Below are 23033 nucleotides of genomic sequence, written 5' to 3'. Positions count from 1 at the left end.
TCCCGCATTCAGATGCCCGTATCCTTCACATTTTCCATGACGACAAAGGTGCTGGTCTGCAATACGTGGGGCAGGCTGGAGATCTGCTCTCCGAGTACCTGCCGGTATTCCGCCATGTTACGGGTGCGGATTTTCAGGAGGTAATCGAAGTTGGCCGCCATCATATGGCACTGCTCGACGGCGGAAATCTGTTTTACAGCCTCGTTGAAGGCGGCGAGGGCGCTGCTGCTGGTATCGGAAAGGGTGACCTGGGCGAAGGCGACATGGCTCAGCCCCAGCTTGGTCTGGTTCACCAGGGCAGTGTAGCCGGTGATGTAACCCTGCTCTTCCAGCCGACGCATACGCACCTGGCAAGGTGTCTTGGAGAGGCCGACCCGCGTGGCCAGCTCGGTAATGGTGATCCGGGAATTCTTCTGCAATTCCCGAATGATTGAATGATCAATTCTATCCAGTTCGACCATGGTTTGGTCTCCTGCCAAGCTGAACGTCTATATTGGTGTTGGAATATAAGCAAAATGCCTGCATTTTGAAACTATATGGTCAAAGCGACTTTCGGGTCTTCAGTATACTGGATTGGCATGAATCAGTACCGCCCAGTGCAAAATCGCCCGGAGAAGATTGATGACCGATTCCCGCTCAGTACAACAACAAAGCCTGCTGGAACAGCTTGCCAACGCCCTTGACAGCCATAATGTCGAAGCCGACGACTCACTCGACCTTCGCCGGGTAGTGGCGAAGATGATGGAAGAGTCCCGTTCCTGGGACGATGACCTCCACAGCCATCTTGTCGAGGCGTTTGGAGACACCCTCGGCGGGCGTTATGCCCAGCTTTTCAGCGGTAGTTTCCCCTCGGCGTATCGGGCCCGCTTTTCCGTTGCCGAGGCCCTGGACGATATTCGCCAGATTCAGTCTATTGCCATCAGTTCCGATGTGCCGATGGGCTTTTACCAGGCAGGAGACAGTGCCGAGGGCGAGCTCAACTTCAAGCTCTACAGTCAGGGCAGTCCTGTGATTCTGTCGGATGTCATTCCCATCCTGGAAAATCTCGGAATGCGGGTTCTCGGGGAGCATCCCTACCGGATCCAACGCCGGGATGGTGAGGGCTTTGGTGTCAGCGACTTTACTGTGGCGTTCCATTCCCGGTGCCGGAATGCCGATTTCAGGCAGGCGAAACCCCTCGTTCAGGACGCTTTCCGGGAAATCTGGAACGGTTTTGCCGAGAACGACGAGTTCAACCAGCTGATCATGGCGGCGGGTCTGGGCTGGCGGGAGGTCGCGTTGCTCAGGGCATACGCACGCTACATCAAACAGCTTCGCTTCGGATTCAGTCAGCCCTTCATTGCCGACACGCTGGCCCGCCATCTCGATATCACCGCCAGTCTGGTCTCGCTTTTCAGAGCCAGGTTCGAACCGGGTACGGAAACCGCGGAGCAGCGGGCTGCACGCATTGAGGCTATCGAGCGGAGAATCCTCGATGCGCTGGAGCAGGTGGAAAGTCTCGACGATGACCGGATCCTGCGTCGATTCCACGCCCTCATCCAGGCCACGGTCAGAACCAACTACTATCAGCGGGAGGAAGCCGGCCAGCCGAAGGGCTATCTGTCGTTCAAGATTGATCCATCCTCAATCGCGGATATTCCCAAACCGCGTCCCCGTTTCGAGATCTTTGTTTATTCGCCCCGGGTGGAAGGCGTCCACCTGCGAGCCGGGCCGGTTGCCCGAGGTGGCTTGCGCTGGTCGGATCGAATCGAGGATTACCGGACCGAGATTCTGGGACTGGTCAAGGCACAACAGGTCAAGAACTCGGTGATTGTTCCGGTCGGCGCCAAGGGCGGTTTTGTCGTCAAGCAACCACCGGAGAATGGCGACCGGGAGTCTCTCCGGGCCGAAGGTGTCGCCTGTTATCAGGTCTTCATCCGCGGGCTGCTCGATCTTACCGATAATCTCGCGGACGGAGTCGTTGTGCCACCTGCCAATGTGGTGCGTCATGACGACGATGACCCTTACCTGGTGGTGGCCGCAGACAAGGGCACAGCGACGTTTTCTGATATTGCCAACCGGCTGGCCGGGGAGTACCGCTTCTGGCTTGGTGATGCCTTCGCCTCCGGTGGCAGTGAAGGCTACGACCACAAGAAAATGGGCATCACGGCCCGTGGTGCCTGGGAATCGGTGAAACGCCACTTCCTCGAGCTGGGGCTGGACACCCAGTCCGAGGAATTCTCAGTGGTGGGCATCGGCGATATGGCCGGCGATGTGTTCGGTAACGGGATGCTGCTGTCGGAGCACATTCGGCTGGTTGGCGCTTTCAATCACCAACACATCTTTGTGGATCCGGCGCCGGACGTGGTGGCCTCGTTTGCCGAGCGCAAGCGTCTCTTCGAGTTGTCCGGCTCCACGTGGGCGGACTATGACCAAAGCCTGATCAGCAAGGGGGGCGGTGTGTTTTCCCGCTCCGCCAAATCAATTCCGGTGTCATCGGAAATGCGCGCGCTTCTGGGCATCGATGCACAACGACTGGCGCCTAATGAATTGATCCGGGCGCTGCTCCGGGCACCGGTGGATATGATCTGGAACGGCGGCATCGGTACCTATGTGAAGGCGCCTTCCGAATCCCACGACGAGGTCGGTGACAGGGCCAACGATGGGCTCAGGGTCGACAGTACCGAGCTTCGCTGCCGGGTGTTGGGTGAGGGCGGCAACCTGGGCGTCACCCAGCGTGGGCGCGTGGCCTTCGCCCTGGCTGGCGGCTCCGCCAACACTGACTTTATTGATAACGCCGGCGGTGTGGACTGTTCGGACCATGAAGTGAATATCAAGATCCTGCTCAACGAGCGTGTCGCCCGGGATCAGATGATGCTGGCCGAGCGTAACCAGCTGCTTCGGGCAATGACGCCGGAAGTGGCGGACTTGGTGCTGCGCAACAATTATCGCCAGGCCATGTCGCTCAGCCTGGCCTGCACCGGCAAGGTAGGCTCACAAGAGGGCTACGAGCGCCTGATGCGCCGGCTTGAATCGGACGGCCGCCTGGATCGTGCTCTCGAGTTCCTGCCGGACGACGATGACCTGCGCGAACGCTCCGGAGGCCTGACCCGGCCCGAGCTTTCGGTGTTGTTGTCCTACGCCAAGATAGAGCTCAAGCAGTTACTGATGAGTGCTCCGATTGTTCGGGATTCCCGGTTCTCCCGGTCGCTTTTCTCGGCGTTTCCGGTCTCCATGCGCGAGGCTTTCCAGGAGGCGATCGAGGCGCACCCGCTGCGCGCCGAAATCGTGGCAACCCAGATTGCCAATGACATGATCAATCGCATGGGCATCACCTGGGTCGAGCGGATCCGCAATACCACCGGGGCAGACGCCGGCAGTATCGCCGCTGCCTACCTGATCTCTGTCGCAATCCATGACGTAGACCGGCAATGGGAAGCTATTGAAAGCCTGGATGGCCGGATTGATGCCGGGGTACAGGCGGATCTATTCAGCGATGTCATTCGCCTGGTGACCCGAAGCACCAGCTGGCTGTTACACAACCGCCGCCACAATCTGGACCCGGCTGACTGCGAGGCACGATACCGGGGGCCTTTGGCCGAGGTGCTGGCCTCGATTGATCGCTTGTCATCGGTCATACCTGAAAGTCGCTGGTATGGGCACTATGCTGAGTACAGGCAGAAAGAGGTTCCGGAGACATTGTCGGCTTATTGTGCTTCTGCTGAAAGCCGCTACTGGCTGATGGATATGATCGAGATTTCCGGTCAGTTGGGTCAGGACCTGGAGAATGTGGCCTGGGTGTATTTCCGGTTGGGAGAAAGCCTGAACCTGATCTGGCTGGACCGCCAGATGCGGGCTTACCGGGCTCACGGGCACTGGCAGATGCTGGCGACGGTCCATTACCGGGATGAGCTGGACCAGCAGTTGCGGGATCTGACGGCTTCAGTTCTGGCACAGGAAGAGCCTGCTCAGGGCGCTTCGGTCTCGCCAGAGGCAAAGCTGGAATTATGGCGAAGCGCCAGGGCGCCCTTGCTGGGCCGCTGGGAAAGGGTCCTGGGAGATATGCAGACCGTCAGTGACGTCGATTGCGCGGTGTTTTCGGTGGCCCACAGTGTGCTCAGGGAGCTTTCCCGTGACGCAGTCTGAGCTTAAGTTAAAGGAAATGTGCCTGAAATATAAATTTTTTGTGGTTAATTGGTAATTATGGGTTAATCAAAAAAAGTCGTAATGCGGTGCATCCCTTCTTTTTATGGGCAAATCGTCTTTTTTATTCTCGGTAGAATGCGAGAGATACAAGACAAACAGCGAAGAGGGTACAACTATGAGACAGCAGTCAGTGAATCCAGACCTCAACGAACACCGCCAGGCAATCCGGCAGAACTACCTGGCGGACGAGCACGCGGTGATTCACAAGCTGATTGCTGACGCTCAGTTGTCCCAGGCCGAGCGCGAGGCGATCTCCGCCCGTGCCGCAGACCTGGTGCGTAGCGTCCGCAAGAATGCCCGCCCGACCATCATGGAGAAGTTCCTGGCGGAATACGGACTCACCACCAAGGAAGGCGTTGCCCTGATGTGTCTGGCCGAAGCCCTGCTGCGGGTGCCGGATAACCTCACCATTCACGATCTCATCGAGGACAAGATCACCTCCGGGAACTGGGGCGCCCACGTGGGCAAGGCCCAGTCGGGGATGATCAACTCTGCGACCGTGGCGCTGCTGATGACCAGCAACCTGTTGAAGGACTCGGAGCGCCAAAGCGTGGGCGAGACTCTGCGTAAGCTGGTCAAGCGCATGGGCGAGCCGGTAGTCCGCACGGTGGCCGGGCAGGCCATGAAGGAGATGGGGCGCCAGTTCGTTCTGGGCCGTGACATCGAGGAAGCCCAGGACCGCGGCAAGTACTACGTTGAGCGTGGCTACACCTATTCCTATGACATGCTCGGTGAAGCCGCCCGCACCGATGTGGATGCCCAGCGCTATTACCAGTCATACTCGGATGCCATCGACAGCATCGGCAAGAACTGCAAGGGCGATGTGCGCACTAACCCGGGCATTTCCGTGAAGTTGTCCGCACTGCTGGCCCGTTATGAATACGGCCATAAGGAGCGGGTGATGAATGCACTCATGCCCCGCGCCCTGAAACTGGCCAAAAAAGCGGCCGCCTCCAACATGGGCTTCAACATTGACGCCGAAGAACAGGATCGTCTCGACCTGTCCCTGGATGTCATCGAAGCCATTCTCTCCGACCCGGAACTGAAGGACTGGGACGGCTTTGGTGTGGTGGTTCAGGCATTCGGCAAACGCTCCGCCCAGACTCTCGACTGGCTCTACGCGCTGTCCGAGAAGCTGGATCGTCGGATCATGGTGCGCCTGGTGAAAGGGGCGTACTGGGACGCCGAGATCAAGCGAGCCCAGGTGATGGGCCTGAGCGATTTCCCGGTGTTCACCCGCAAGGCCTGCAGTGATGTGTCCTACCTTTCCTGCGCCAAGCAGTTGCTGGGCATGACCGACCGCATCTACCCGCAGTTTGCGACCCACAATGCGCACTCGGTGTCTGCGGTCCTGGAACTGGCCAAGGATATCGACCGCTCGAAATTCGAGTTCCAGCGCCTGCATGGTATGGGTGAGTCCTTGCACGATCAGGTGCTCCAGGACAGCGGCGTCCCCTGTCGCATTTACGCTCCGGTTGGTGCCCATAAAGACCTGCTGGCGTACCTGGTGCGTCGCCTGCTGGAAAACGGTGCCAACAGTTCATTTGTAAACCAGATTGTCGATACCAATATCACCCCTGAGGAGATTGCCAAGGATCCGATCGACGCGGTGGTGGCGCTGGGCGAAAACATTTCCAGCAAGGCCATTGTGCCGCCGGCGAAGATTTTCGGTGACCAGCGTCGCAACTCCAGGGGTTGGGATATTACCGATCCGGTAACTGTGGCAGAGATCGAGGAAGGGCGCGGCAAGTTCCGGGAGCATCAGTGGACAGGTGGCCCCATCCTTGCGGTGGAGTCTTCCAGTGATGACGTACATGAGGTTCGTAACCCGGCCAACCCGGATGACCTGGTCGGCCACATCACCTTCACCTCCGAAGCCGATATCAGCGCTGCACTGGACGCCGCTCAGGACGGCTTCAAGAGCTGGTCTGCCAGGTCGGCCGAGGAACGGGCAGCCTGTGTTCGCAAGGTGGGTGATCTTTACGAGGAGCATGCTTACGAGCTGTTTGCCCTGACCACACGTGAGGCGGGCAAGTCGCTGCTGGATGCGGTGGCGGAAATCCGCGAGGCGGTTGACTTCGCCATGTTCTACGCGAACGAGGGCATCCGTTATGAAAAGGAGGGTGAGGCCCGCGGCGTCATGTGTTGCATCTCGCCATGGAACTTCCCGTTGGCGATCTTTACCGGACAGATTCTGGCCAACCTGGCGGCCGGAAACGCAGTCGTTGCCAAGCCGGCCGAGAGCACGTCGCTGCTGGCGGTGCGCGCGGTCGAATTGATGCATGAGGCGGGTATTCCGAAAGATGCCATCCAGCTGCTGCCGGGTACCGGTGCCACGGTGGGCTCCGCGTTGACATCCGATCCCCGCGTTACCGGGGTCTGCTTCACTGGCTCTACGGCTACTGCCCAGCGCATCAACAAGGCGATGACCGAGAACATGGCGCCGGATGCACCGCTGGTAGCGGAAACCGGTGGCCTCAACGCCATGATCGTGGATTCCACCGCTCTGCCGGAGCAGGTTGTCCGGGATGTGCTGGCGTCCTCCTTCCAGAGTGCCGGCCAGCGCTGTTCTGCCCTGCGGATGCTCTACGTGCAGAAGGACATTGCCGATAACCTGCTGGAAATGCTTTACGGCGCCATGGAAGAGCTCGGTATCGGCGATCCGTGGCAGCTGTCCACGGATGTTGGCCCGGTTATCGATGAGCCGTCCCAGAAGAAGATCGTGGACCACTGCAACAAGTTCGAGCAGGCTGGCAAGTTGCTCAAGAAAATGGATGTACCGAGCAAGGGCCGTTTCGTTTCCCCGGCAGTACTCAAGGTCAGCGGTATCGAGGAGATGGAAGAAGAGATCTTCGGGCCGGTCCTGCACGTGGCGACTTTCGAGGCCAAGGACATCGACAAGGTGGTAGACGCGGTCAATGCCAAGGGCTATGGCCTGACCTTTGGTATCCACAGCCGGGTCGACCGTCGGATCGAACATATCGCCAGCCGGATCCACGTGGGCAACACCTACGTGAACCGGAACCAGATTGGTGCCATTGTCGGCTCCCAGCCGTTCGGTGGTGAAGGCCTCTCCGGTACCGGCCCCAAGGCGGGTGGCCCGCTGTATGTCCGTCGTTTCCTCAAAGGGGAGACTGTCGAGAAGCCATCCAGCTCCAGCGACAAGGTCATCGGTGCGGACAAGGCACAGAAGCTGATCAATCAGGTGGCCTCGGTCAAGTCACCCAGGCCTGAGGAGCGTCAGGAAACCCTGAAGCCGTTCTTCGGAGAGGTGCCGGCGCCGATGGACAAAGGCTATCTGGAATTGCCCGGGCCTACCGGGGAGCAGAACCATCTGTCCTTCCATGCCCGGGGCGTGGTCCTGTGTCTGGGACCGGATGCCGATTCAGCCATGGAGCAGGCGGCAACCGCGCTGTCCCAGGGCAACCAGGTGGTGGTCATGGCGCCGGATGCCGAGAAAAAGGTGGCGGATGCCGCCAAGGCCGGCCTGCCCATTGTGGCGGTCAATGGTGTCCTCGATCCGGATGCCCTGACCGAGCTGTCCGGCTTCGAGGCGGTGGTCAGCGTGGCCGAGAAACCACTGCTGAAGCAATACCGCCAGGCCTTGGCCAAGCGCGATGGTGCCCTGCTGCCGGTCATCACCGAGCACAAGCTGGATCAGCGCTTTGTGATCGAGCGGCACCTGTGTGTGGACACCACCGCCGCCGGTGGTAACGCCAGCCTGATTGCCGCGGCTGAATAAGGTCCAGGCTTGACTGCCAGCGGTTCGGGGGATGCTCCGGGCCGCTGGTTTTCGCTTTTGCCGACTTCCTGGTCCCGCTACAACAGATTGCGCTTGATGATGCGGTTCCAATTGCGGGAGAAAACCCGCCGTTTGCCCTCGAACGCGTCCAGTTCGGCGTCCAAGTAGAAATTCTGGTCGTCGCAGGTCAGCACAGTCCTTGTGGTGGTCCTGATTTGCCATTCGCCCCGTTGATAGGCTCTGACAGCCAACGTCTCGCCCCGCGGCGAAGAGAAGTCATCGGCCTGGTAGGAGTACCACTCCTTCACGCTTTGCTCGATCGTCAGGTCGGGATCTTCCAGGTAATACACTCCGTTGTCGTTGATGACCTCCAGTGTGGAAATATCCTTGTCGAGCTCCCGGATCACCCGCCAGTCATGGTGCCCCTCATGAATCTGGGTCTTCTCGCTGGAGGGTGTACTTTCCGGCTCGGGGAAGCTTATTTCCTGAGGTTTCGGACGTCGCACCGGCAGGATCAGTCGGCTACCCCCGGTATGGACTTTCAGCTGGGTCGACCTGGGCGGTGGCCAGGCGAGGGGAAAGTAGGATGACGATAGCGCGAGACGGAGTCTGTGGCCACGGGGAAAGCTCTGGGCGATGCCGTTGAGCTGCAGCCGGACACGATAGGTAGCTTCCGGCTCCAGCGGGGATGGGGCCGCGTGGCTGTCCCGGTGAGTCAGGTTCAGGACACCGTAGGTGACCCGGGTTACTTTGTTGTCCGGGCGCATGTCCGAGAGCCGGACGGCAATCATAGCCACCGGTTCCGATGCCGAAAGATTGAGCTCCACCACCGGTGCCCCGAGTATCTCCAGGGTTTCCTCCAGAGGGTCTGTGGTGAAGACCAGGGCACCACCATCCTCTTCCCGTTGATCGTGGGGCAGGTCGGGGGTGTTGCTGTAGGAACACCATTTGCCGGCAAACAAACCGTTGCTCAGGGGGGATTGCAGGGCCAGAGTGGCGACATCCGCCGTGCTGTGGCTTTTCACCAGTCGGTAGGGGGCCAGCGTAAAGTGGCGCTCGATGGTCGCCGGGGAGGGCCATTTTGCCTCGCTGACCCATCGACCAAAGCGCTGATGGTAAGACGTGGATGGCGGCATGCTGTCGAGCATCCAGGCCCTCAACGTGGGTTCTTCCATGATGCCGGTCTCCCGGTCTTTGAGCCACTTGTCCCACCATCGCAGACATTCCTGCAGAAACCCGATTGCGGGTCCCGGCACACCCTGGTGCGGGTATTTGTGGCTCCAGGGGCCAATGAGGCCCAGGCGTGGCCCCGGGAGTTTTTCCAGCAGACGGAAAACCGCATTGGAGTACCCATCGGCCCAGCCACTGACGGCCATGACCGGTACCTCGATCCTGGAGAAATCTTCACATATCGAACCATGCCGCCAGTAATCATCGCGATGCTGGTGCTGCAGCCAGGTTTCCAGCCAGAGCCCGCTGCCTTCCAGACGCTGGAACCACATGTCACGCCAGCGGTCTCCGACGATATCCGGGTCCGGCGGCAGGGAGTTGTAGGCAAACATGACCGAAGCCCAGGACAGGTTGTCACCCAACAGGCAGCCGCCCATATAGTGGACATCGTCCGCGTACCGGTCATCGGTCGAGCAGACACTGACTACCGCCTTGAGTTGAGGTGGCTGCAGGGCAGCGATCTGTAAGCCATTAAATCCGCCCCAGGAGATGCCGATCATGCCCACCCGACCATTGCACCAGGGTTGCTCCTCCAGCCATGCGAGAATGGCCACACCGTCGTCCAGTTCCTGCTGGAGGTATTCGTCAGTCAGTACGCCCTCGGAGTCCCCGCTGCCGCGGATGTCGACCCGGATACAAGCGTATCCATGACCTGCAAAATAGGGGTGGTTGGCCTCATCACGGAGCCGGGAGCCGTCCCGCCGGCGATAGGGGATGTATTCGAGGATGGCGGGCACCGGTGTTTGTTCGGCTGACTCGGGAATCCATAGGCGAGCCGCCAGGCGAGTGCCGTCGGGCATCGGAATCCACTGGTGCTCAATGTGGCGGACCTGTTCAGGCAGCTCGTCTATGATCTTCATGCTTGTACCCCTGTATTCTGCGAGGACATCGCTCAAGTCATTGGCTCAAGTTCGATCTCCATGGACTCCTGTATCTCGCGATATTTGCGTAGCAGTTCCTTCTGGGAGTTGGCGCCGAGGAAGACCACCGCTATCTCGTAACTATAGCTATCCTGGTCTTTCAGCGACGATAGCTTTACGCCGGGCTCGACGTGCAATTCGATATCGGCATCCGGGAAGCGCTGCTGAATTTCGGCCAGGGCTTTGGTAGTGGGTACCTTCCTCACGATGGCGTTTTCATACATTCGCCACATGAATTTGGCTGCCAGGCGGTGCTTTCCCTCCCGATGGGGGAAATGGGGGCGCTCGCCCAGAGCCAGTTCCACCATGACCTTGTGATTTGCCTGGCCATCCACTTTCTGGAACAGAGGGCAGTGCGACTTGGAAATCCGGGTATTGACCTCGAGCAGCCAGATTCGGTCAGAGTGGCTGTTCCAGTAAAACTCGATGTTGAATGGTCCATTATCGAAGCCAATGTGACTCAGGAACCGGTCGGTGACCGAAATCATCTGTTCCTGGACGCGCCGGGGAATGGATGAGGGATACTGGTAGCGGAAAAAGCTGGAACGGTGTTTACCCTCCCGGATTGAATCGACAATGCCATACACCGTGACCTCGCCACCATAGACGTACCCTTCAAGAGTGCACTGCCTGCCCGTGGAGATGATCTTCTCGGCCAGGCACCAGTTGCCGTTTACCCGGGCGACGTCTTCCGGCAATCGGGCAAAGTCCAGCACGTAATTGAAGGGGTTGCCCCACCGCGAAATGCCGGCGCGGATCTTTTCAATCGCATGGTCGAGTTCCGCATCGTTCCGGATCTTGAAACCCAGATAGGAGGAGGCTGATTTGATGGGTTTGATCCAGAAGGGGTAATCCAGGGTGAGCTGGGTCCGGTAGTCATCAGCGAACGGGTCAACCGCGCAAAAGTCCGGGATGTAGTCCGGAATGACTCGGCGTTGCTCGACCCGGCTCCAGTATTTGTGTTCACACCGGAGTACTGACTCCAGGCTGGGGGAGGCCAGGTGATAGGGTTTTCGCAACAGGGGTAGCAGTGTGCATATCGGAAAGTCCCAGTAGCCCACAATGCCATCAACCGATCCCTCGAAGTTGCTCAGTTGTTGCAGTGCGCCCTCATAAAGCTCTTTTACCGGGAACTCATCTCCGGCCCTGATCTCGCTGTAGTCAAAGAGGGTGTGGAGATGGTATCGGTTTGCGGTATCCAGGGACCGGATCAGCGAAAGATTAAATTCATCCGCACCAAAGACGAAAATGTTCTTGCGGGTCGATTCCATGACACCAGCGCCCTTTCCATCAACTGTCTACTCTTCTTAGACACTGTGAACCGACGGCGCCAATGTGAATTGTTTTCTCAGGGTGGGCTTTTGGTTGATATTAGCTATCGTGCAGCATAACGCTCGTGAAGAATGCCCACGCGCTCCACATAGGCCTTGGTTTCAGCATACGGAGGAACGCCTTTATAGCGGGTGACAGCGCCCGGGCCGGCGTTGTAGGCAGCGGTGGCCAGGCGAATGTTACCGTTGAAGCGGTCCAGCATCCGGGCCAGATAGTTCACGCCGCCACGAATGTTTTCGGCCGCTATCATGGCGTTGCCCACTCCGAGCTCCTGGGCTGTGCCCGGCATCAGTTGCATCAACCCCTGGGCACCCTTGGGCGAGAGGGCCTTCGGGTTGAACGCGGACTCGGCATGAATGACGGCTCGCACCAGGGCGGGGTCCACATCAAATTCCCGGGCCGCAGTCTGGATTTCCTGCTGGTAGGGCTTCAGGAACAGCGGGGTCTTGCGCCAGTCGACCTTCGAGTTCGGGTCACAGGCGTAACAGTGAAAGCGGATGACATCGAACCTGGCATTCGCCGGCTGAATGCTGCTGTAGGAAACAACTCCGTTTTCGTCGGTGTAGCGATAGACCGTCTCATTGCCGGTGGAGGCAATCGGGGCGTCCTGGCTCTTGGTGTTGGTGTACTCGACGGTACCATCCGGATGGACAATGCGCTTGATGCCACCGGCCAGCGCCGGCATGGCAACCGAGAGCATGAACAGGGTAAGCGCGAGTGAAGGAATGTGTGATCGTTTTGCCATGGTCCAGAGTATGCCGGTAACCTGCCAGTAATAATCGAGTAGCCTATTATTTCAGTCCCCGGCCCTGTGGCAAAGGGCCAGGGTCTCATTAACTGTAATCCGACTGATGCGATTTGTTGCGGTTATGAATCGGCCGGCGCCGGTTCCGGTGGTAACCGGGTACCGGACCAGTTCTCCATCAGTCGGCAGGTCACCAGGTCACCGGTGACGTTGATGGCAGTGCGGCACATGTCCAGAATCCGGTCCACCCCCATGATCAATGCGATACCGCTCGGCGGTATGCCCACGGTCTGGAGCACCATGGCAAGGATGACGATGCCAACGCCGGGTGTGGCCGGCGAACCGATGGAGGCGCCGACCGCCATGGCAACCACCAGCGCCATGCTGCCCCAGCCAAGGTCAATGCCATAGACCTGGGCCAGGAACACGGTTGCCACCGCCTGGTAGAGTGCGGTGCCATTCATGTTGATGGTCGCGCCCAGGGGGATCACGAACTCGGAGATCGAGGGTCGCACCCCGAGTTTGTCCTCAGCGGTGCGGATGGAAAGCGGCATCACTGCGGCGGAGCTGGAAGTGGAGAACGCCAGCAGCAGGACATCACGGCTGTCCTTCAGGAATTGCAATGGCCGCTGGCCCACCAGAACCTTGAGAATCAGCAGATAGAATCCCAGCAATATCAGCAGTCCCAGCAGGACGGTCAAGACATAGGAACCCATGCCCAACATGGCCCGGAAACCGATGGTGGTGGTGAGCTGGGCCATCAGGCCAAAGACGGCGAAGGGCGCCAGGCGCATTGCCCATTTCACCACGGTCATGCAGACCTGTTGCAGGGAATCAAGCAGGTCCAGCATGGGTCGGGACTTTTCCGGTGCCATGCTGACGAGTGCAATTCCGACGATGATCGAGAAGATCACGACCTGCAGCATCTGACCCTCCACCATGGCATCCAGGGGATTGCCGGGGAGCAGCCCCAACAGGGTCTGGGGAAGATCCTCGACACTGGGCATCGTGGCATTCACCACTTCGTCAGAGGGTTCCGTCGCTGGCGTGGCCAGCCCGGTCAGCATGCGCCCGGGGTTAATCAGGCCACCAACCCAGAGCCCGATGGAAGCGGCGATGGCAGTGGTGATGACGAAGAAAATGGACACCCGCATGCCGAGCTTGCGCAGTTGTGAAAGATCTTCACTGGAGGCGAGGCCGCGCACCACCGAGGCGATCACGAGCGGAATGACAATCATCTGTATGGTGGCGAGGAAGAGGTGACCGGGAAATGCCAGCCAGTTACCGATCAACCGGCCCCGTTCCGGCTCGATCAGGCCGACCGAGGGACCGAGCAGGGTGCCGACCACCAGGCCGGTCCCCATCCCGATTAATACTTTGAGCCAGAGTCGTCCCTTCACGAGTCCGGAAAGGTACACGTTCAGGTGTCGAAGTGGCCGCAGGTAATCGTTCGGGAAGTCTTCGCTGTTATTTGTCATGCTGGCTTCGTCCCTGTGCTTGCCAAGTGCTGACCTGAGCCTAGACTGAAAACAGATCAGTCATAAAAAAGAGGAAGTGCCATGCCATTCTCGCCGAACCACCTTGCAGAGCTCAATCTGTTACTGCAGTTTCCTTCTACCTCCATGCAGGAGGGCATCAAGGTGCATGCCCATTCCGCTGCGCCGGAAACGGTCCGGGCTGCCGAGAGCCTGTTCGCCAAGGGACTGATCAGCCAGAAGGATGGTGGCTACCTGACACCGATGGGTACCGAGGCGGTTGAGCTGACCCACAAGCTGCAGTCCATGCTTACCAGCAGGTGAGTCCGGGCGGAGCGGCGGTACGTACCATCCGAGAGAATACGCCTTTGAGGCCAGCCGCGCTGTCGGGTTACGGTAAAGTCGGACAGAGAAACGTTTCCGCCTGAAATGTCAGCCTTGGCAAGGAGTTGAGTGTTTGGTGGCCGTCTCCGAACCGAAACAACGAGCCAACTGGACCCGATCGCCACTGCTGTGGATGGCTGGCAGTATTGCCGGTGTCGGTCTGATTGTCGGGATACTGTATGCCCTGGGTGTACATCAACAGATCGTCGACTTGTTGCGGTGGTTCGATGAGCAGGGTGCCTGGGCGGCGCTTTTCTTTATCGCGATCATGATCGCCGCCATGGTCCTGCTGTTGCCGGGTGTTTTATTGACCACGGGGGCCGGCTTTGTGTTCGGCGTCGTTGAAGGCACGGTTTACGTGGTGATCGGCACCACCATCGGGGCCGCGATGGCCTTTTTGATCGCCCGTCATTTCTTTGGCGAATCCGCACACATCTACATTCGGACCCGGGCGAAACTGTCGATGGTGACCGATGAGATGGCACCGCACGGCTGGAAGATCGTACTGCTGACGCGATTGATCCCGTTTTTCCCGGGTAAGGTATCCAACTATCTGTTCGGGCTGACCAGTTTTTCCTTTCCCGGGTTTGTGGCGGGCACCTTTCTTGGGGTGATTCCTTTCTCACTGCACAACGTTTACCTGGGTTCGCTGGCGGCGGACCTCTCCACCCTGGGGGTTCGCGAAAGCGCCCGTACGCCACTGGAATGGACTATTTATGGTGCTGGCTTTGTCGGCACCGTATTGGCCGTGGTGTTCCTGAACCGGCTGGCCAAACGGGCTCTGGCCCGATACCGGATGGAAACCGAACCGATGGGACAGGAGGATACTGAATGAGCTGGATGAACTGGTTGCCCTGGCGCTACATCATCAAGCGGGTGGCGCGCCGGCATGGTTTCCTCGACCCGATCGCGTTGTTGGGCAAATTGCACGGTTTTGCCCAACCCTCGGAGGTGGGCGAGCCTATCGAGCTGCTCCGGGCCGGCGTGGTTTTTCACGCCCGGGGGCTGATCAACAGTCGGGTGATCCAGCACAACCTGGACTGGGTCTGGCCGTACTGGGTGGAGCGCCAGTTCGATCCCACCGACACGGCCTTTGTTCCCAGAGCCTTTTCCATAACCCATATCAACCTCACCAACCGGAACTGGACGGCTATCGGTCAGCCGGACGTGGATGAGTTACCGATCGTCGATCCCCGGGGATTGGTGACCCCGTTGTACGATGGCTGGTCTCTTGACGGATGGTTACTGGCGGAGGACGGGCGCTGCCTGCTGCCTTCCCGCGCAAAACAGGCCCGCCAGTGGCAGGAACTGGTGGATACTCCGGTAGTGGTCACCGAAACGGTCCAGGATGGCCTCAAGCTGACCAGCCGCAGCTGCGTGGCCATCGAGAATGGGCGGCCGGTGTGCAAGTTCACGCTGCAGGCTGAATCGGATGTGAAGGCCTCATTGGTGTTGTCCCTGCGGCCGGCCAATCCTGAGGGCATCAGCTTTATCCAGCAGGTTCAGCTGGAGGAGGATGGCAGCGGCTGGCTGGTGGATGGCGCCCAGTCCGTTAAATTTGACCGGACCCCGGAATCCCATCATGTGTCTGATTACAAACAGGGGGACGTTCACATTCACCTCATGGACCGGCAACAGGAGAGCAAAGGCAAATGTGACGTGGGGATGGTCACTGCCGCGGCCCTGTTCCCGGTAACGGCCGGGGAGCCCTCGGAACTGACGGTCAGCATTCCTCTCGAGGTGGCGGGGTTGGCGCCGGCCGGACCGGATGCCTGGCACCGGGTCCGGGAGGACACCGCGCGCCTGGAGTGTCCGGACGAGAAATACCAGTTCCTTTATGACGCGGCGGTGAGCTCGCTGATTCTGCACTCCCCCAAGGATGTCTATCCGGGGCCCTATACCTACAAACGATTCTGGTTCCGGGACGCGGCCTTCATCATCCACGCACTGTTGAGCGTGGGATTGACCGAGAGGGCCGAGCGGGCGCTCAACCAGTTTCCGGATCGGCAGATGCGGGATGGCTATTTCCGCTCCCAGGAAGGTGAATGGGATGCCAATGGCGAAGTGCTATGGATTCTGGACCGCTTTTGCCAACTGACCGGTCGGGATCTGCCGGAACGCTGGGAAGCACCGGTCATGAAAGGGGCGCGCTGGATCCAGAAGAAACGGCTCAGTGGCAACCTGAACGCACCGCATGCTGGCCTGTTGCCGGCGGGATTCAGTGCCGAACATCTGGGGCCGAACGATTATTATTACTGGGATGACTTCTGGGGTATTGCCGGTCTGAAGGCTGCAGCAAACCTGCTGAGGGATCAGGATCACGAAGCCAGTGAGACCTTTGCCGCTGGCGCCCGGGAATTCAATCAGGCAGTCGAGCGCAGCCTTGCCAGTTGTGAGCAGCGCCTGCAGCGTCCAGGCATGCCGGCGTCACCCTATCGCCGGCTGGATGCCGGCGCTATTGGTTCGCTGGCGGCAGGCTATCCGACCCAGTTGATGAAACCGGATGACGAGCGCCTGCTGGACTGTGCCAATTTCCTGATCGACAGGTGCTTTGTCCATGGTGCGTTCTACCAGGACATGATTCATTCCGGGCTGAACGCCTACCTCACCTTGCACGTGGCCCAGGTCCTGCTGCGGGCGGGCGATCGGCGCCATGTGGAGTTGATGGATGCCGTGGCCGATATGGCGTCCCCGACCGGCCAGTGGCCGGAGGCGATCCATCCAGCCACCGGCGGCGGTTGCATGGGAGATGGTCATCATGTCTGGGCGGCAGCCGAGTGGGTGCTGATGATCCGCAATTGCTTTATCCGGGAGGAGGGCAATCGACTGATCCTTGCCTCGGGAATCCCGGAGCGTTGGCTGGCCCAGGAAAAGCCGATCCGCTTCGGCCCGGCGCCAACCCGATTTGGCACCGTGACTGTGACCATCGAGCCGCGGCCCGGGGACAAGGCCAAAGTGACGTGGGATGCTGACTGGCATGGTGAGGCTCCGGAGGTAGAGGTTCGTCTTCCCGGGTGACCTCATCTGTACCGGTTGCTCTGTCCGGTGCCTGTATCTGTTTTGTTTGTCTGCTAACTTCTAGAGTGTTGCCAATGCAGATACTGGAGACCGGAACCTGACCATGCCCCCTATTTTCTATACTTTCTTTGTCCCGGCACTGTTCGTCTGGCTGTGGAGCACAGGGTTTATCGGTGGCAAGTTCGGACTGCCTTACGCCGAACCGTTCACCATGTTGCTGATCCGGATGCTGCTGACGCTGATCCCGCTAGGCATCCTGGCCCTGGTGCTGAAAGCCCGGTGGCCAGGCTGGCGCGGCGCCGGTCACCTGGCGGTCACGGGGATTCTGGTGCATGGCTTTTACCTGGGAGGTGTGTTCTATGCCATAGACCAGGGCATGTCGGCCGGTGTGGTTTCTCTCCTTGTCGGGCTGCAGCCACTGGTAACGGCGCTGGCAGCGGTGATCTTCCTGAAGGAATCCGTCAGTGTGCGTCAGTGGATTGGTCTTGCCCTCGGTCTGCTTGGTGTCGCGCTGGTGCTGACAGAAAAGCTGGGCGCACCGTCGACGGAAGTCGGTATCCCGCCCCATACACTGATCTGGGCGTTGCTGGCGCTGCTGGGTATTTCCCTGGGCACGGTCTATCAGAAACGCCATGGAACCAGTGTGGATCTGATTTCCGGCACGATGATCCAGTACGCCGCGGCAGGCACCCTGTTCGCGATCGGGGCGTTTACCCTGGAAACCCGCGAGGTGCAGTGGACATTGGAATTCAAGCTGGCCCTGGGCTGGCTGGTGTTTGGCCTGTCGGTCAGCGCGATCCTGATCCTGATGTGGCTGATTCGGCGAGGTGCCGCATCCCAGGTCGCCAGCCTGTTTTACCTGGTGCCGCCGGTAACTGCGCTGGAGGCCTACCTCCTGTTCGGTGAACGCCTTGGGCCGTTGGCGATTGCCGGGGGACTTGTCGCCATCACCGGCGTCGCGCTGGTCACTGTGAAGGCTCCGGAAAGAGCCGGAAAAACGGCGACACGTTAATTTTCGTTGCGCTCCAGGTTTTCCAGCAGTTGATTGATGGCCGTTGCGAACGGGACGGGCGAATCCTCCTGCAGAAAGTGGCCACCTTTCAGGGTGGTATGAGGGAGGCCTCTGGCACCGGGAATACGCTTCTGCATGTAACGATCACCTCCACGGGTAATAGGGTCTCCGTTGCTGAATGCGGTCAGGAACGGTTTTTCCCATTGCTCCAGGCTCGTCCAGGCTCTCCGGTTTGCCTCACTGGCCGGGTCGTCCGGAGTCATCGGTACCAGGGCCGGAAACGCCCTTGCGCCGGCTTTGAACCTTCTGTCGGGAAAGGGCGCGTCGTACGCCCGGCATTCTCCCGGCCCGAGCTTTCGAAAGCAGCCCGTATTAACGATTTTCGAGACGGGAAACCAGGGACTGTAGAGGGCGAATGCCCGCCATGCCCGGAACACCGGGGGGACTTTCTGGTCACCGGTCGGCAGCATGCCGTTACCGACGACGATGGCACGAAAACGGTCGGGGTTTTCTGCCGCCAGGCGCAGTCCGATGAGCGAACCCCAGTCCTGACATACCAGCGTGATATCCCTCAGGTCCAGCTTATCGATGAACGCCTGCATCCAGTCCATGTGTTGTTGATAGCTGTAATCCGATACGTTGACCGGCTTGTCGGATTTGCCGAATCCGATCAGATCGGGAGCGATCACGCGATGACCGGCGCCTGCGCAGTGCGGAATCATGTACCGGTAAAGGTAGGACCAGGACGGCTCTCCATGCAGCATGAGGATCGGGGCTGCACCCGCCGGACCCTCGTCCACGTAATGCATTCGCAGCTCCCCCACTGACACGTAATTCGGTTCAAAGGGATAGTCAGGCAGATTCTCAAAGCGCTCTTCGGGTGTTCTGACGAATTTCATGTTTATTCCCGGGGATTGTTGTTCTTGTACTGCAACCATTTCACCGGGCTGCGATAAATGCAACACCCTGTCGTGAATCCTTTTTTGCCAACCTTTAATGTCAGAACCCTGCGTATCCGCCCTGGTTGGTTTAGGGTAGTGGTCCGGGAAAAGGAAAGTGCAGGGATTATGACCCATTGGCTGCTGGCAAATATTGACGCGGGTGACGGTCAAAGAGACCGGGCCTTCTGGCTCAGACACCTCGCCGGAGCAGGTGTGGAGACGCCGGAATGCCGGGACATCGCTGATGACGGTTGGCCATCCGAAGTCCGCCCGGGAGACGTGGTTATGGTGGCCGGTGGCGACGGTTCAGCGAATTATGGCGCCAGGATCTGCCTTGAGAAACGGGCTGTGCTCGCGGTTCTGCCCTCGGGAACAGCCAATGATTTTGCCCGCAATATCGGGCTCCCGGAGGATCCTGGCGAGCTGTGCCGGCTTATTGCTCGCGGGCCCGGCCGGCACGTGGACATTGCCCAGTTTGGCGACCGGGTTTTTCTCAATGTGGCCCATGTCGGGCTGGGCACACTCCCGGCCCGGGAATCCGAAGGGCCAAAGAAAAAATTCTTGGGGCGTTTCAGCTATGTGCTTGAACTGCTTCGGCGACTGAACGCCAGGCGCGGTTTTCGGGCGGAGATCCGCTGTGGCAAAGGCTATGTGCGCGGTCGCTGGCTGTCCATTGCCCTGGCCAATGGCACCAGTTTCGGCGGCGGCCACGAGATTCCGGAGGCGGCGCCGGATGACGGCTATCTAGAGGTGATCGCGGTCAGGCCCCGGCCAGTGGCCCAGTTGCTGCTGACGTTCGTGATGGTTCGGCTCAACCGTAAGGCCCCAACCCGAACCAGTACCCTGGTGCATTTGAAGGGTAAACACTGCACGGTCAGCACCCGCAAGCCCAAGACCGTGACGGCGGATGGTGACATCGCCGGCAAGACCCCGCTGAATGTATCCTGCCAATACCAATCCCTCCAGGTGATTGCCCCGTAGATACGTTTTGTCACTGACTTTCCGTGTCGAAAGCGCGATGATAAAGGGCCAAGTGGCATAAACTACCAGATTGACTGGCGGAAACCTCCAGTTGCACCTCCATCGCACTATCCAACGAGAATCGCCGAGAAGGATAAAAGAATGCGCGTCATGACTGCATCCACCATGGGCTCCCTGTTCCGGGCCGCAAGGTCTGCGCTGTTGACCCTGGTGCTGGCCGGCACAGCATCATCAGCACTGGCGGCCGAGCGTCTGTATATCTTTACCGAGAACTACCCGCCCTATAATGCCTCCAAATCCGGTCAGGGCTTTGCCCACAGCGAAGACGAGATTACCGGCATCTGCACCGACATGGTCAAGGCCATGCTGGCCCGGGTGGACTATGACTATGTCATGAAAATGCGGGTCTGGAGCTATGCCTATGATTGGGTCCAGGGCCGCGAGAACCATGGTCTGTTCTGCACTGCCCGTACCGATGAGCGGGAAGATCAGTTCCAGTGGGTTGGTCCATTGGCGTCCATCAAGTGGACCCTGTTTGCGGCACCGGATTCCGACATCACCCTGTCCAGCCTGGACGACGCCAAAGATCTGCGCATTGCCGGCTACAAGGGCGATGTAATGTCGGATTATCTGGTGAGTAAGGGCTTCAATGTGGTCATGAGCCAGTCCGGGGATGTGAATGCCCGCCGTCTGGTGCTGGGCCAGGCCGATCTGTGGGTAACCGATGGTCTGGTTGGCCCGCTGGTGGCCAGGGAAGAGCATGATATCGAGGGACTGAAGCCGGTGTTGGTGTTCCGGGAAACGCCCATGTACCTGGCGGTGAGCAAGGAGACCTCGCCGGAAGTTGTGGCTGACCTCCAGAAAGCGTTGGATGAGGCCCGCGGCGCAGGCGAACTCGATTCGATTGTCGCCAGTTACGAATGAGTTGAGCCTGAGGAACCCGGTCCTGGATGACCGGGTTCCTATGGATGGGCGGCCAGTCGTGGTGTCACATAGCTGAATCGACGACGATACTGCTCCATTGTACAACCCGCGGTGCGCTTGAATAATCTCCGGAAGGAGCTGGCGTCCTCATACCCCACGTCCCAGATAATCCGGGCAGTTTGCCTCTGTGTCGACTCCAGCTGATGTTTCGCGGCTTCCACGCGTAGCTGCTGGACATAGTGTAGTGGCGTTTCACCGGTGGCTTCCTTGAACCGCCGTTTGAATGTCCGGGCACCCAACCCTGCCTTGTCCGCCAAGTCGTCTATGGTCAGGGGTTCTGCATAATGCACTTCAAGCCAGTGCTGTATCCGCTCAATCACCTCGTCCTGGTGTGCCTTGCTGCCGTAAAAGCTCATATAGGGGGTCTGCTCTGCACGGCGGGCATCAATGATCAGCAGTTTGCTGCAGGCCAGGGCCAGGGAGGGCGAGCCCAGCTTTTCCACAAGGTAGAGGCAGAGATCGATGAAGGAGGTTGCACCACCGGCGCAGATTATCTGCCCGTTGTCGATCAGCAGCTGATCCGCTTCCAGCCGGATGTCCGGATACCGGCGGCGGAATGCGGGCGCGGCGCGCCAGTGCGTTGTCGCTACCTGTTCCCTCAAAAGACCTGCTTCTGCCAAAACAAAGCTGCCGGTGCACACGCTGGCAACGGTCGCACCGCGCCGAAATGCGTCCTGGAGCCACCCATGAAGGGGAGTTGATCGGGCCAGCGACTGATTGATGTGACGATCACCGAGAACCGCCTCCATTGCTGATCCGACAATCACCAGGTCAGGTTGATAACTGTCACAGGTGGTTGTCGGGGCAATGCTGACTCCGCTGTAGGTGGTCACCGGGGAATCGTCAATCGTCACAATCTGGCAATCGAATCGCTGGCCTGATGTGTTGCCCGGAGACTGATCACAGAAATTCGCGGCCGCGAAAAAATCCATAATCCCGAGAATGCCACTGCCGTGACAGTAGGGAAGGGCAACGACGGCAACTTTGATCATGGTATGGCCCTTTTCGCATTTAACATGTCAAATATGACACTCCGATCCCGCAGTGGCAAGTCTTACTCTGGACGTGTGATGAAGGAGGGCATCCTGTCCTCCGGGTAAGGAGGACTTGCCATGACCATTCAGTCTCGTATCAGTACCCGAAATGCGACCCGTGTTAAGGGCCGTATAGCGTCGCCGACCAGCGGCAAAGTTGCCCTGTTGGGAAAGGGCATGAACTGGTTGCACCGGGTTTCACCAGCGCTCGCCGGGAACGCAGTGGAACATCTGTTCTTTACCCCCAGTCGCTTGCCCGCACCGAGTCGTTATGAGTTTTTGTATGAGGAGGCCGAAGGCTATACCCAGCTTCGGGTTGGCCGCCAGACAATTCCGGTGTACAGCTGGGGATTCGGGCCGACGATCCTGATGGTCCACGGCTGGTCCGGAGCCGGGATCCAGTTCGGTGCCTTTGTGGGTCCGCTCGTAAAAGCCGGCTACCGCGTTGTCACCTTCGATGCACCTGGTCATGGGCGGGCGCAGGGGCTTCGTACGGACCTGTTCGAAATGTCCGAGGCGGTCTATCGCGTTGCGCACAGCTTCGGCCCTCTCAAGGCTGTTGTTGCCCATTCCATAGGAAGTCTCGCCCTGGCGCGGGCTATGGTGGATGGCGTTCAGGCGGAGGACATTTTTCTACTGGCACCACCCAGGGACCTGGCATCGGTGGTGGAGGGCTTCGGCCGGACGCTCGGCCTCTCGCCGGAACTGATTGCCGGACACCGTGGGCGTATGGAGCAACGGTTCGGTGAGTCTGTCTGGCAGCAATTTTCGTTCGATACGCTGGCGCCGGAGTTGCCTGGCCGTGCACTCATTTTCGTGGACCGTGACGATGAGCAGATCCCGGTCGGCCAGAGCGAAACGGTTTTTGGCGGGTGGCCGAATGCGCAGATATTCCGCACCCGGGGTCTCGGCCATTATCGGCTGCTCTGGCATCCACAGGTGATAGAGCGGGTATATGATCGGTTGTCCGGGGTTGAATGATCAAAAAATGACCTAAAATCTCGTGTATAGGGCAAGCACAATGAGGGCTTTGCTCGACGCTTACCGGCC

16 protein-coding genes are annotated in these 23033 nt (G+C 59.3%); 9 read left to right on the top strand and 7 right to left on the bottom strand.

Going from position 1 to position 23033, the window contains the following annotated elements; all coding sequences use genetic code 11:
• Positions 1-8: 8 nt before the first annotated feature.
• The gene (locus ACQUTG_RS01415) at positions 9-461 is read right to left on the bottom strand and encodes a winged helix-turn-helix transcriptional regulator (RefSeq protein ID WP_428917695.1); all 453 of its coding nucleotides are present in this window, start codon (positions 459-461) and stop codon (positions 9-11) included.
• A gap of 160 nt (positions 462-621) precedes the next feature.
• Here ACQUTG_RS01415 and ACQUTG_RS01410 point away from each other — a divergent pair, with 160 nt between their 5' ends.
• Positions 622-4125, top strand: coding sequence for an NAD-glutamate dehydrogenase (locus ACQUTG_RS01410; RefSeq protein WP_428917694.1), 3504 nt, complete (start codon positions 622-624; stop codon positions 4123-4125).
• A gap of 175 nt (positions 4126-4300) precedes the next feature.
• A complete protein-coding gene (putA, locus tag ACQUTG_RS01405; protein WP_428917693.1) occupies positions 4301-7927 on the top strand; it encodes a bifunctional proline dehydrogenase/L-glutamate gamma-semialdehyde dehydrogenase PutA in 3627 nt (1208 codons plus the stop codon).
• Positions 7928-8004: 77 nt separating this feature from the next.
• Here the strand turns inward: putA and ACQUTG_RS01400 are convergent, their stop codons facing one another.
• From ACQUTG_RS01400 to ACQUTG_RS01385, 4 genes are all read right to left on the bottom strand, one after another.
• Entirely contained in the window at positions 8005-10017 is a 2013-nt protein-coding gene (locus tag ACQUTG_RS01400; RefSeq protein ID WP_428917692.1) for a CocE/NonD family hydrolase, read from the bottom strand.
• Positions 10018-10049: 32 nt separating this feature from the next.
• A complete protein-coding gene (locus ACQUTG_RS01395) occupies positions 10050-11348 on the bottom strand; it encodes an ATP-grasp domain-containing protein (protein ID WP_428917691.1) in 1299 nt (432 codons plus the stop codon).
• Between the two features lie 104 nt (positions 11349-11452).
• Positions 11453-12109 (bottom strand): lytic transglycosylase domain-containing protein, encoded by a 657-nt coding sequence (locus ACQUTG_RS01390; protein WP_428918439.1) that lies wholly within the window; start codon positions 12107-12109, stop codon positions 11453-11455.
• A gap of 167 nt (positions 12110-12276) precedes the next feature.
• Positions 12277-13632: a dicarboxylate/amino acid:cation symporter gene (locus ACQUTG_RS01385; RefSeq protein ID WP_428917690.1), complete on the bottom strand. Its 1356-nt coding sequence runs from the start codon at positions 13630-13632 to the stop codon at positions 12277-12279.
• Between the two features lie 81 nt (positions 13633-13713).
• Here ACQUTG_RS01385 and ACQUTG_RS01380 point away from each other — a divergent pair, with 81 nt between their 5' ends.
• The 4 genes from ACQUTG_RS01380 (at position 13714) to ACQUTG_RS01365 (ending at position 18043) form a co-directional block, all read left to right on the top strand.
• Positions 13714-13953 carry a TIGR02647 family protein gene (locus tag ACQUTG_RS01380; protein WP_428917689.1) on the top strand — a complete coding sequence of 80 codons (240 nt, stop codon included), beginning with the start codon at positions 13714-13716 and terminating at the stop codon, positions 13951-13953.
• A 136-nt stretch (positions 13954-14089) separates the two neighbouring features.
• On the top strand, positions 14090-14848 hold the full coding sequence (locus tag ACQUTG_RS01375; RefSeq protein ID WP_428917688.1) for a TVP38/TMEM64 family protein: 759 nt from the start codon (positions 14090-14092) through the stop codon (positions 14846-14848).
• Positions 14845-17031 carry a hypothetical protein gene (locus ACQUTG_RS01370; RefSeq protein WP_428917687.1) on the top strand — a complete coding sequence of 729 codons (2187 nt, stop codon included), beginning with the start codon at positions 14845-14847 and terminating at the stop codon, positions 17029-17031. Before ACQUTG_RS01375 ends, ACQUTG_RS01370 begins: the two co-directional genes overlap by 4 nt.
• Before the next feature lie 103 nt (positions 17032-17134).
• The gene (locus tag ACQUTG_RS01365; protein WP_428917686.1) at positions 17135-18043 is read left to right on the top strand and encodes a DMT family transporter; all 909 of its coding nucleotides are present in this window, start codon (positions 17135-17137) and stop codon (positions 18041-18043) included.
• On the opposite strand, the gene ACQUTG_RS01360 is transcribed toward ACQUTG_RS01365, so the two are convergent.
• Positions 18040-18942, bottom strand: a complete 903-nt coding sequence (locus ACQUTG_RS01360) for a haloalkane dehalogenase (RefSeq protein WP_428917685.1) — start codon at positions 18940-18942, stop codon at positions 18040-18042. The genes ACQUTG_RS01365 and ACQUTG_RS01360 overlap by 4 nt on opposite strands.
• Before the next feature lie 168 nt (positions 18943-19110).
• On the opposite strand from ACQUTG_RS01360, the gene ACQUTG_RS01355 reads away from it, so the two are divergent.
• Together ACQUTG_RS01355 and ACQUTG_RS01350 are read left to right on the top strand one after the other, a co-directional pair.
• Positions 19111-19965 (top strand): diacylglycerol/lipid kinase family protein, encoded by an 855-nt coding sequence (locus tag ACQUTG_RS01355; protein WP_428917684.1) that lies wholly within the window; start codon positions 19111-19113, stop codon positions 19963-19965.
• Between the two features lie 150 nt (positions 19966-20115).
• Positions 20116-20889, top strand: coding sequence for a substrate-binding periplasmic protein (locus tag ACQUTG_RS01350; RefSeq protein ID WP_428918438.1), 774 nt, complete (start codon positions 20116-20118; stop codon positions 20887-20889).
• A 38-nt stretch (positions 20890-20927) separates the two neighbouring features.
• On the opposite strand, the gene ACQUTG_RS01345 is transcribed toward ACQUTG_RS01350, so the two are convergent.
• Positions 20928-21941 (bottom strand): GlxA family transcriptional regulator, encoded by a 1014-nt coding sequence (locus ACQUTG_RS01345; protein WP_428917683.1) that lies wholly within the window; start codon positions 21939-21941, stop codon positions 20928-20930.
• Positions 21942-22061: 120 nt separating this feature from the next.
• Here ACQUTG_RS01345 and ACQUTG_RS01340 point away from each other — a divergent pair, with 120 nt between their 5' ends.
• Positions 22062-22964 (top strand): alpha/beta hydrolase, encoded by a 903-nt coding sequence (locus ACQUTG_RS01340; protein WP_428917682.1) that lies wholly within the window; start codon positions 22062-22064, stop codon positions 22962-22964.
• Positions 22965-23033: the final 69 nt, after the last annotated feature.

Source organism: Marinobacter sp. DUT-1 (assembly GCF_050379415.1).
Lineage (GTDB): Bacteria > Pseudomonadota > Gammaproteobacteria > Pseudomonadales > Oleiphilaceae > Marinobacter.
The sequence above is the reverse complement of the archived record's forward strand: the minus strand, read 5'-3'. Positions and strand labels throughout refer to the sequence as shown.

Bases quoted from the DNA above. Each gene is read 5' to 3' on its own strand.
- ACQUTG_RS01410 (WP_428917694.1), top strand. From the start codon at position 622: ATGACCGATTCCCGCTCAGTACAACAACAAAGCCTGCTGGAACAGCTT.
- ACQUTG_RS01400 (WP_428917692.1), bottom strand. From the start codon at position 10,017: ATGAAGATCATAGACGAGCTGCCTGAACAGGTCCGCCACATTGAGCAC.
- putA (WP_428917693.1), top strand. From the start codon at position 4,301: ATGAGACAGCAGTCAGTGAATCCAGACCTCAACGAACACCGCCAGGCA.
- ACQUTG_RS01340 (WP_428917682.1), top strand. From the start codon at position 22,062: ATGACCATTCAGTCTCGTATCAGTACCCGAAATGCGACCCGTGTTAAG.
- ACQUTG_RS01360 (WP_428917685.1), bottom strand. From the start codon at position 18,942: ATGAAATTCGTCAGAACACCCGAAGAGCGCTTTGAGAATCTGCCTGAC.
- ACQUTG_RS01350 (WP_428918438.1), top strand. From the start codon at position 20,116: ATGACTGCATCCACCATGGGCTCCCTGTTCCGGGCCGCAAGGTCTGCG.
- ACQUTG_RS01365 (WP_428917686.1), top strand. From the start codon at position 17,135: ATGCCCCCTATTTTCTATACTTTCTTTGTCCCGGCACTGTTCGTCTGG.
- ACQUTG_RS01345 (WP_428917683.1), bottom strand. From the start codon at position 21,941: ATGATCAAAGTTGCCGTCGTTGCCCTTCCCTACTGTCACGGCAGTGGC.
- ACQUTG_RS01415 (WP_428917695.1), bottom strand. From the start codon at position 461: ATGGTCGAACTGGATAGAATTGATCATTCAATCATTCGGGAATTGCAG.
- ACQUTG_RS01390 (WP_428918439.1), bottom strand. From the start codon at position 12,109: ATGCTCTCGGTTGCCATGCCGGCGCTGGCCGGTGGCATCAAGCGCATT.
- ACQUTG_RS01355 (WP_428917684.1), top strand. From the start codon at position 19,111: ATGACCCATTGGCTGCTGGCAAATATTGACGCGGGTGACGGTCAAAGA.
- ACQUTG_RS01385 (WP_428917690.1), bottom strand. From the start codon at position 13,632: ATGACAAATAACAGCGAAGACTTCCCGAACGATTACCTGCGGCCACTT.
- ACQUTG_RS01395 (WP_428917691.1), bottom strand. From the start codon at position 11,348: ATGGAATCGACCCGCAAGAACATTTTCGTCTTTGGTGCGGATGAATTT.
- ACQUTG_RS01380 (WP_428917689.1), top strand. From the start codon at position 13,714: ATGCCATTCTCGCCGAACCACCTTGCAGAGCTCAATCTGTTACTGCAG.
- ACQUTG_RS01370 (WP_428917687.1), top strand. From the start codon at position 14,845: ATGAGCTGGATGAACTGGTTGCCCTGGCGCTACATCATCAAGCGGGTG.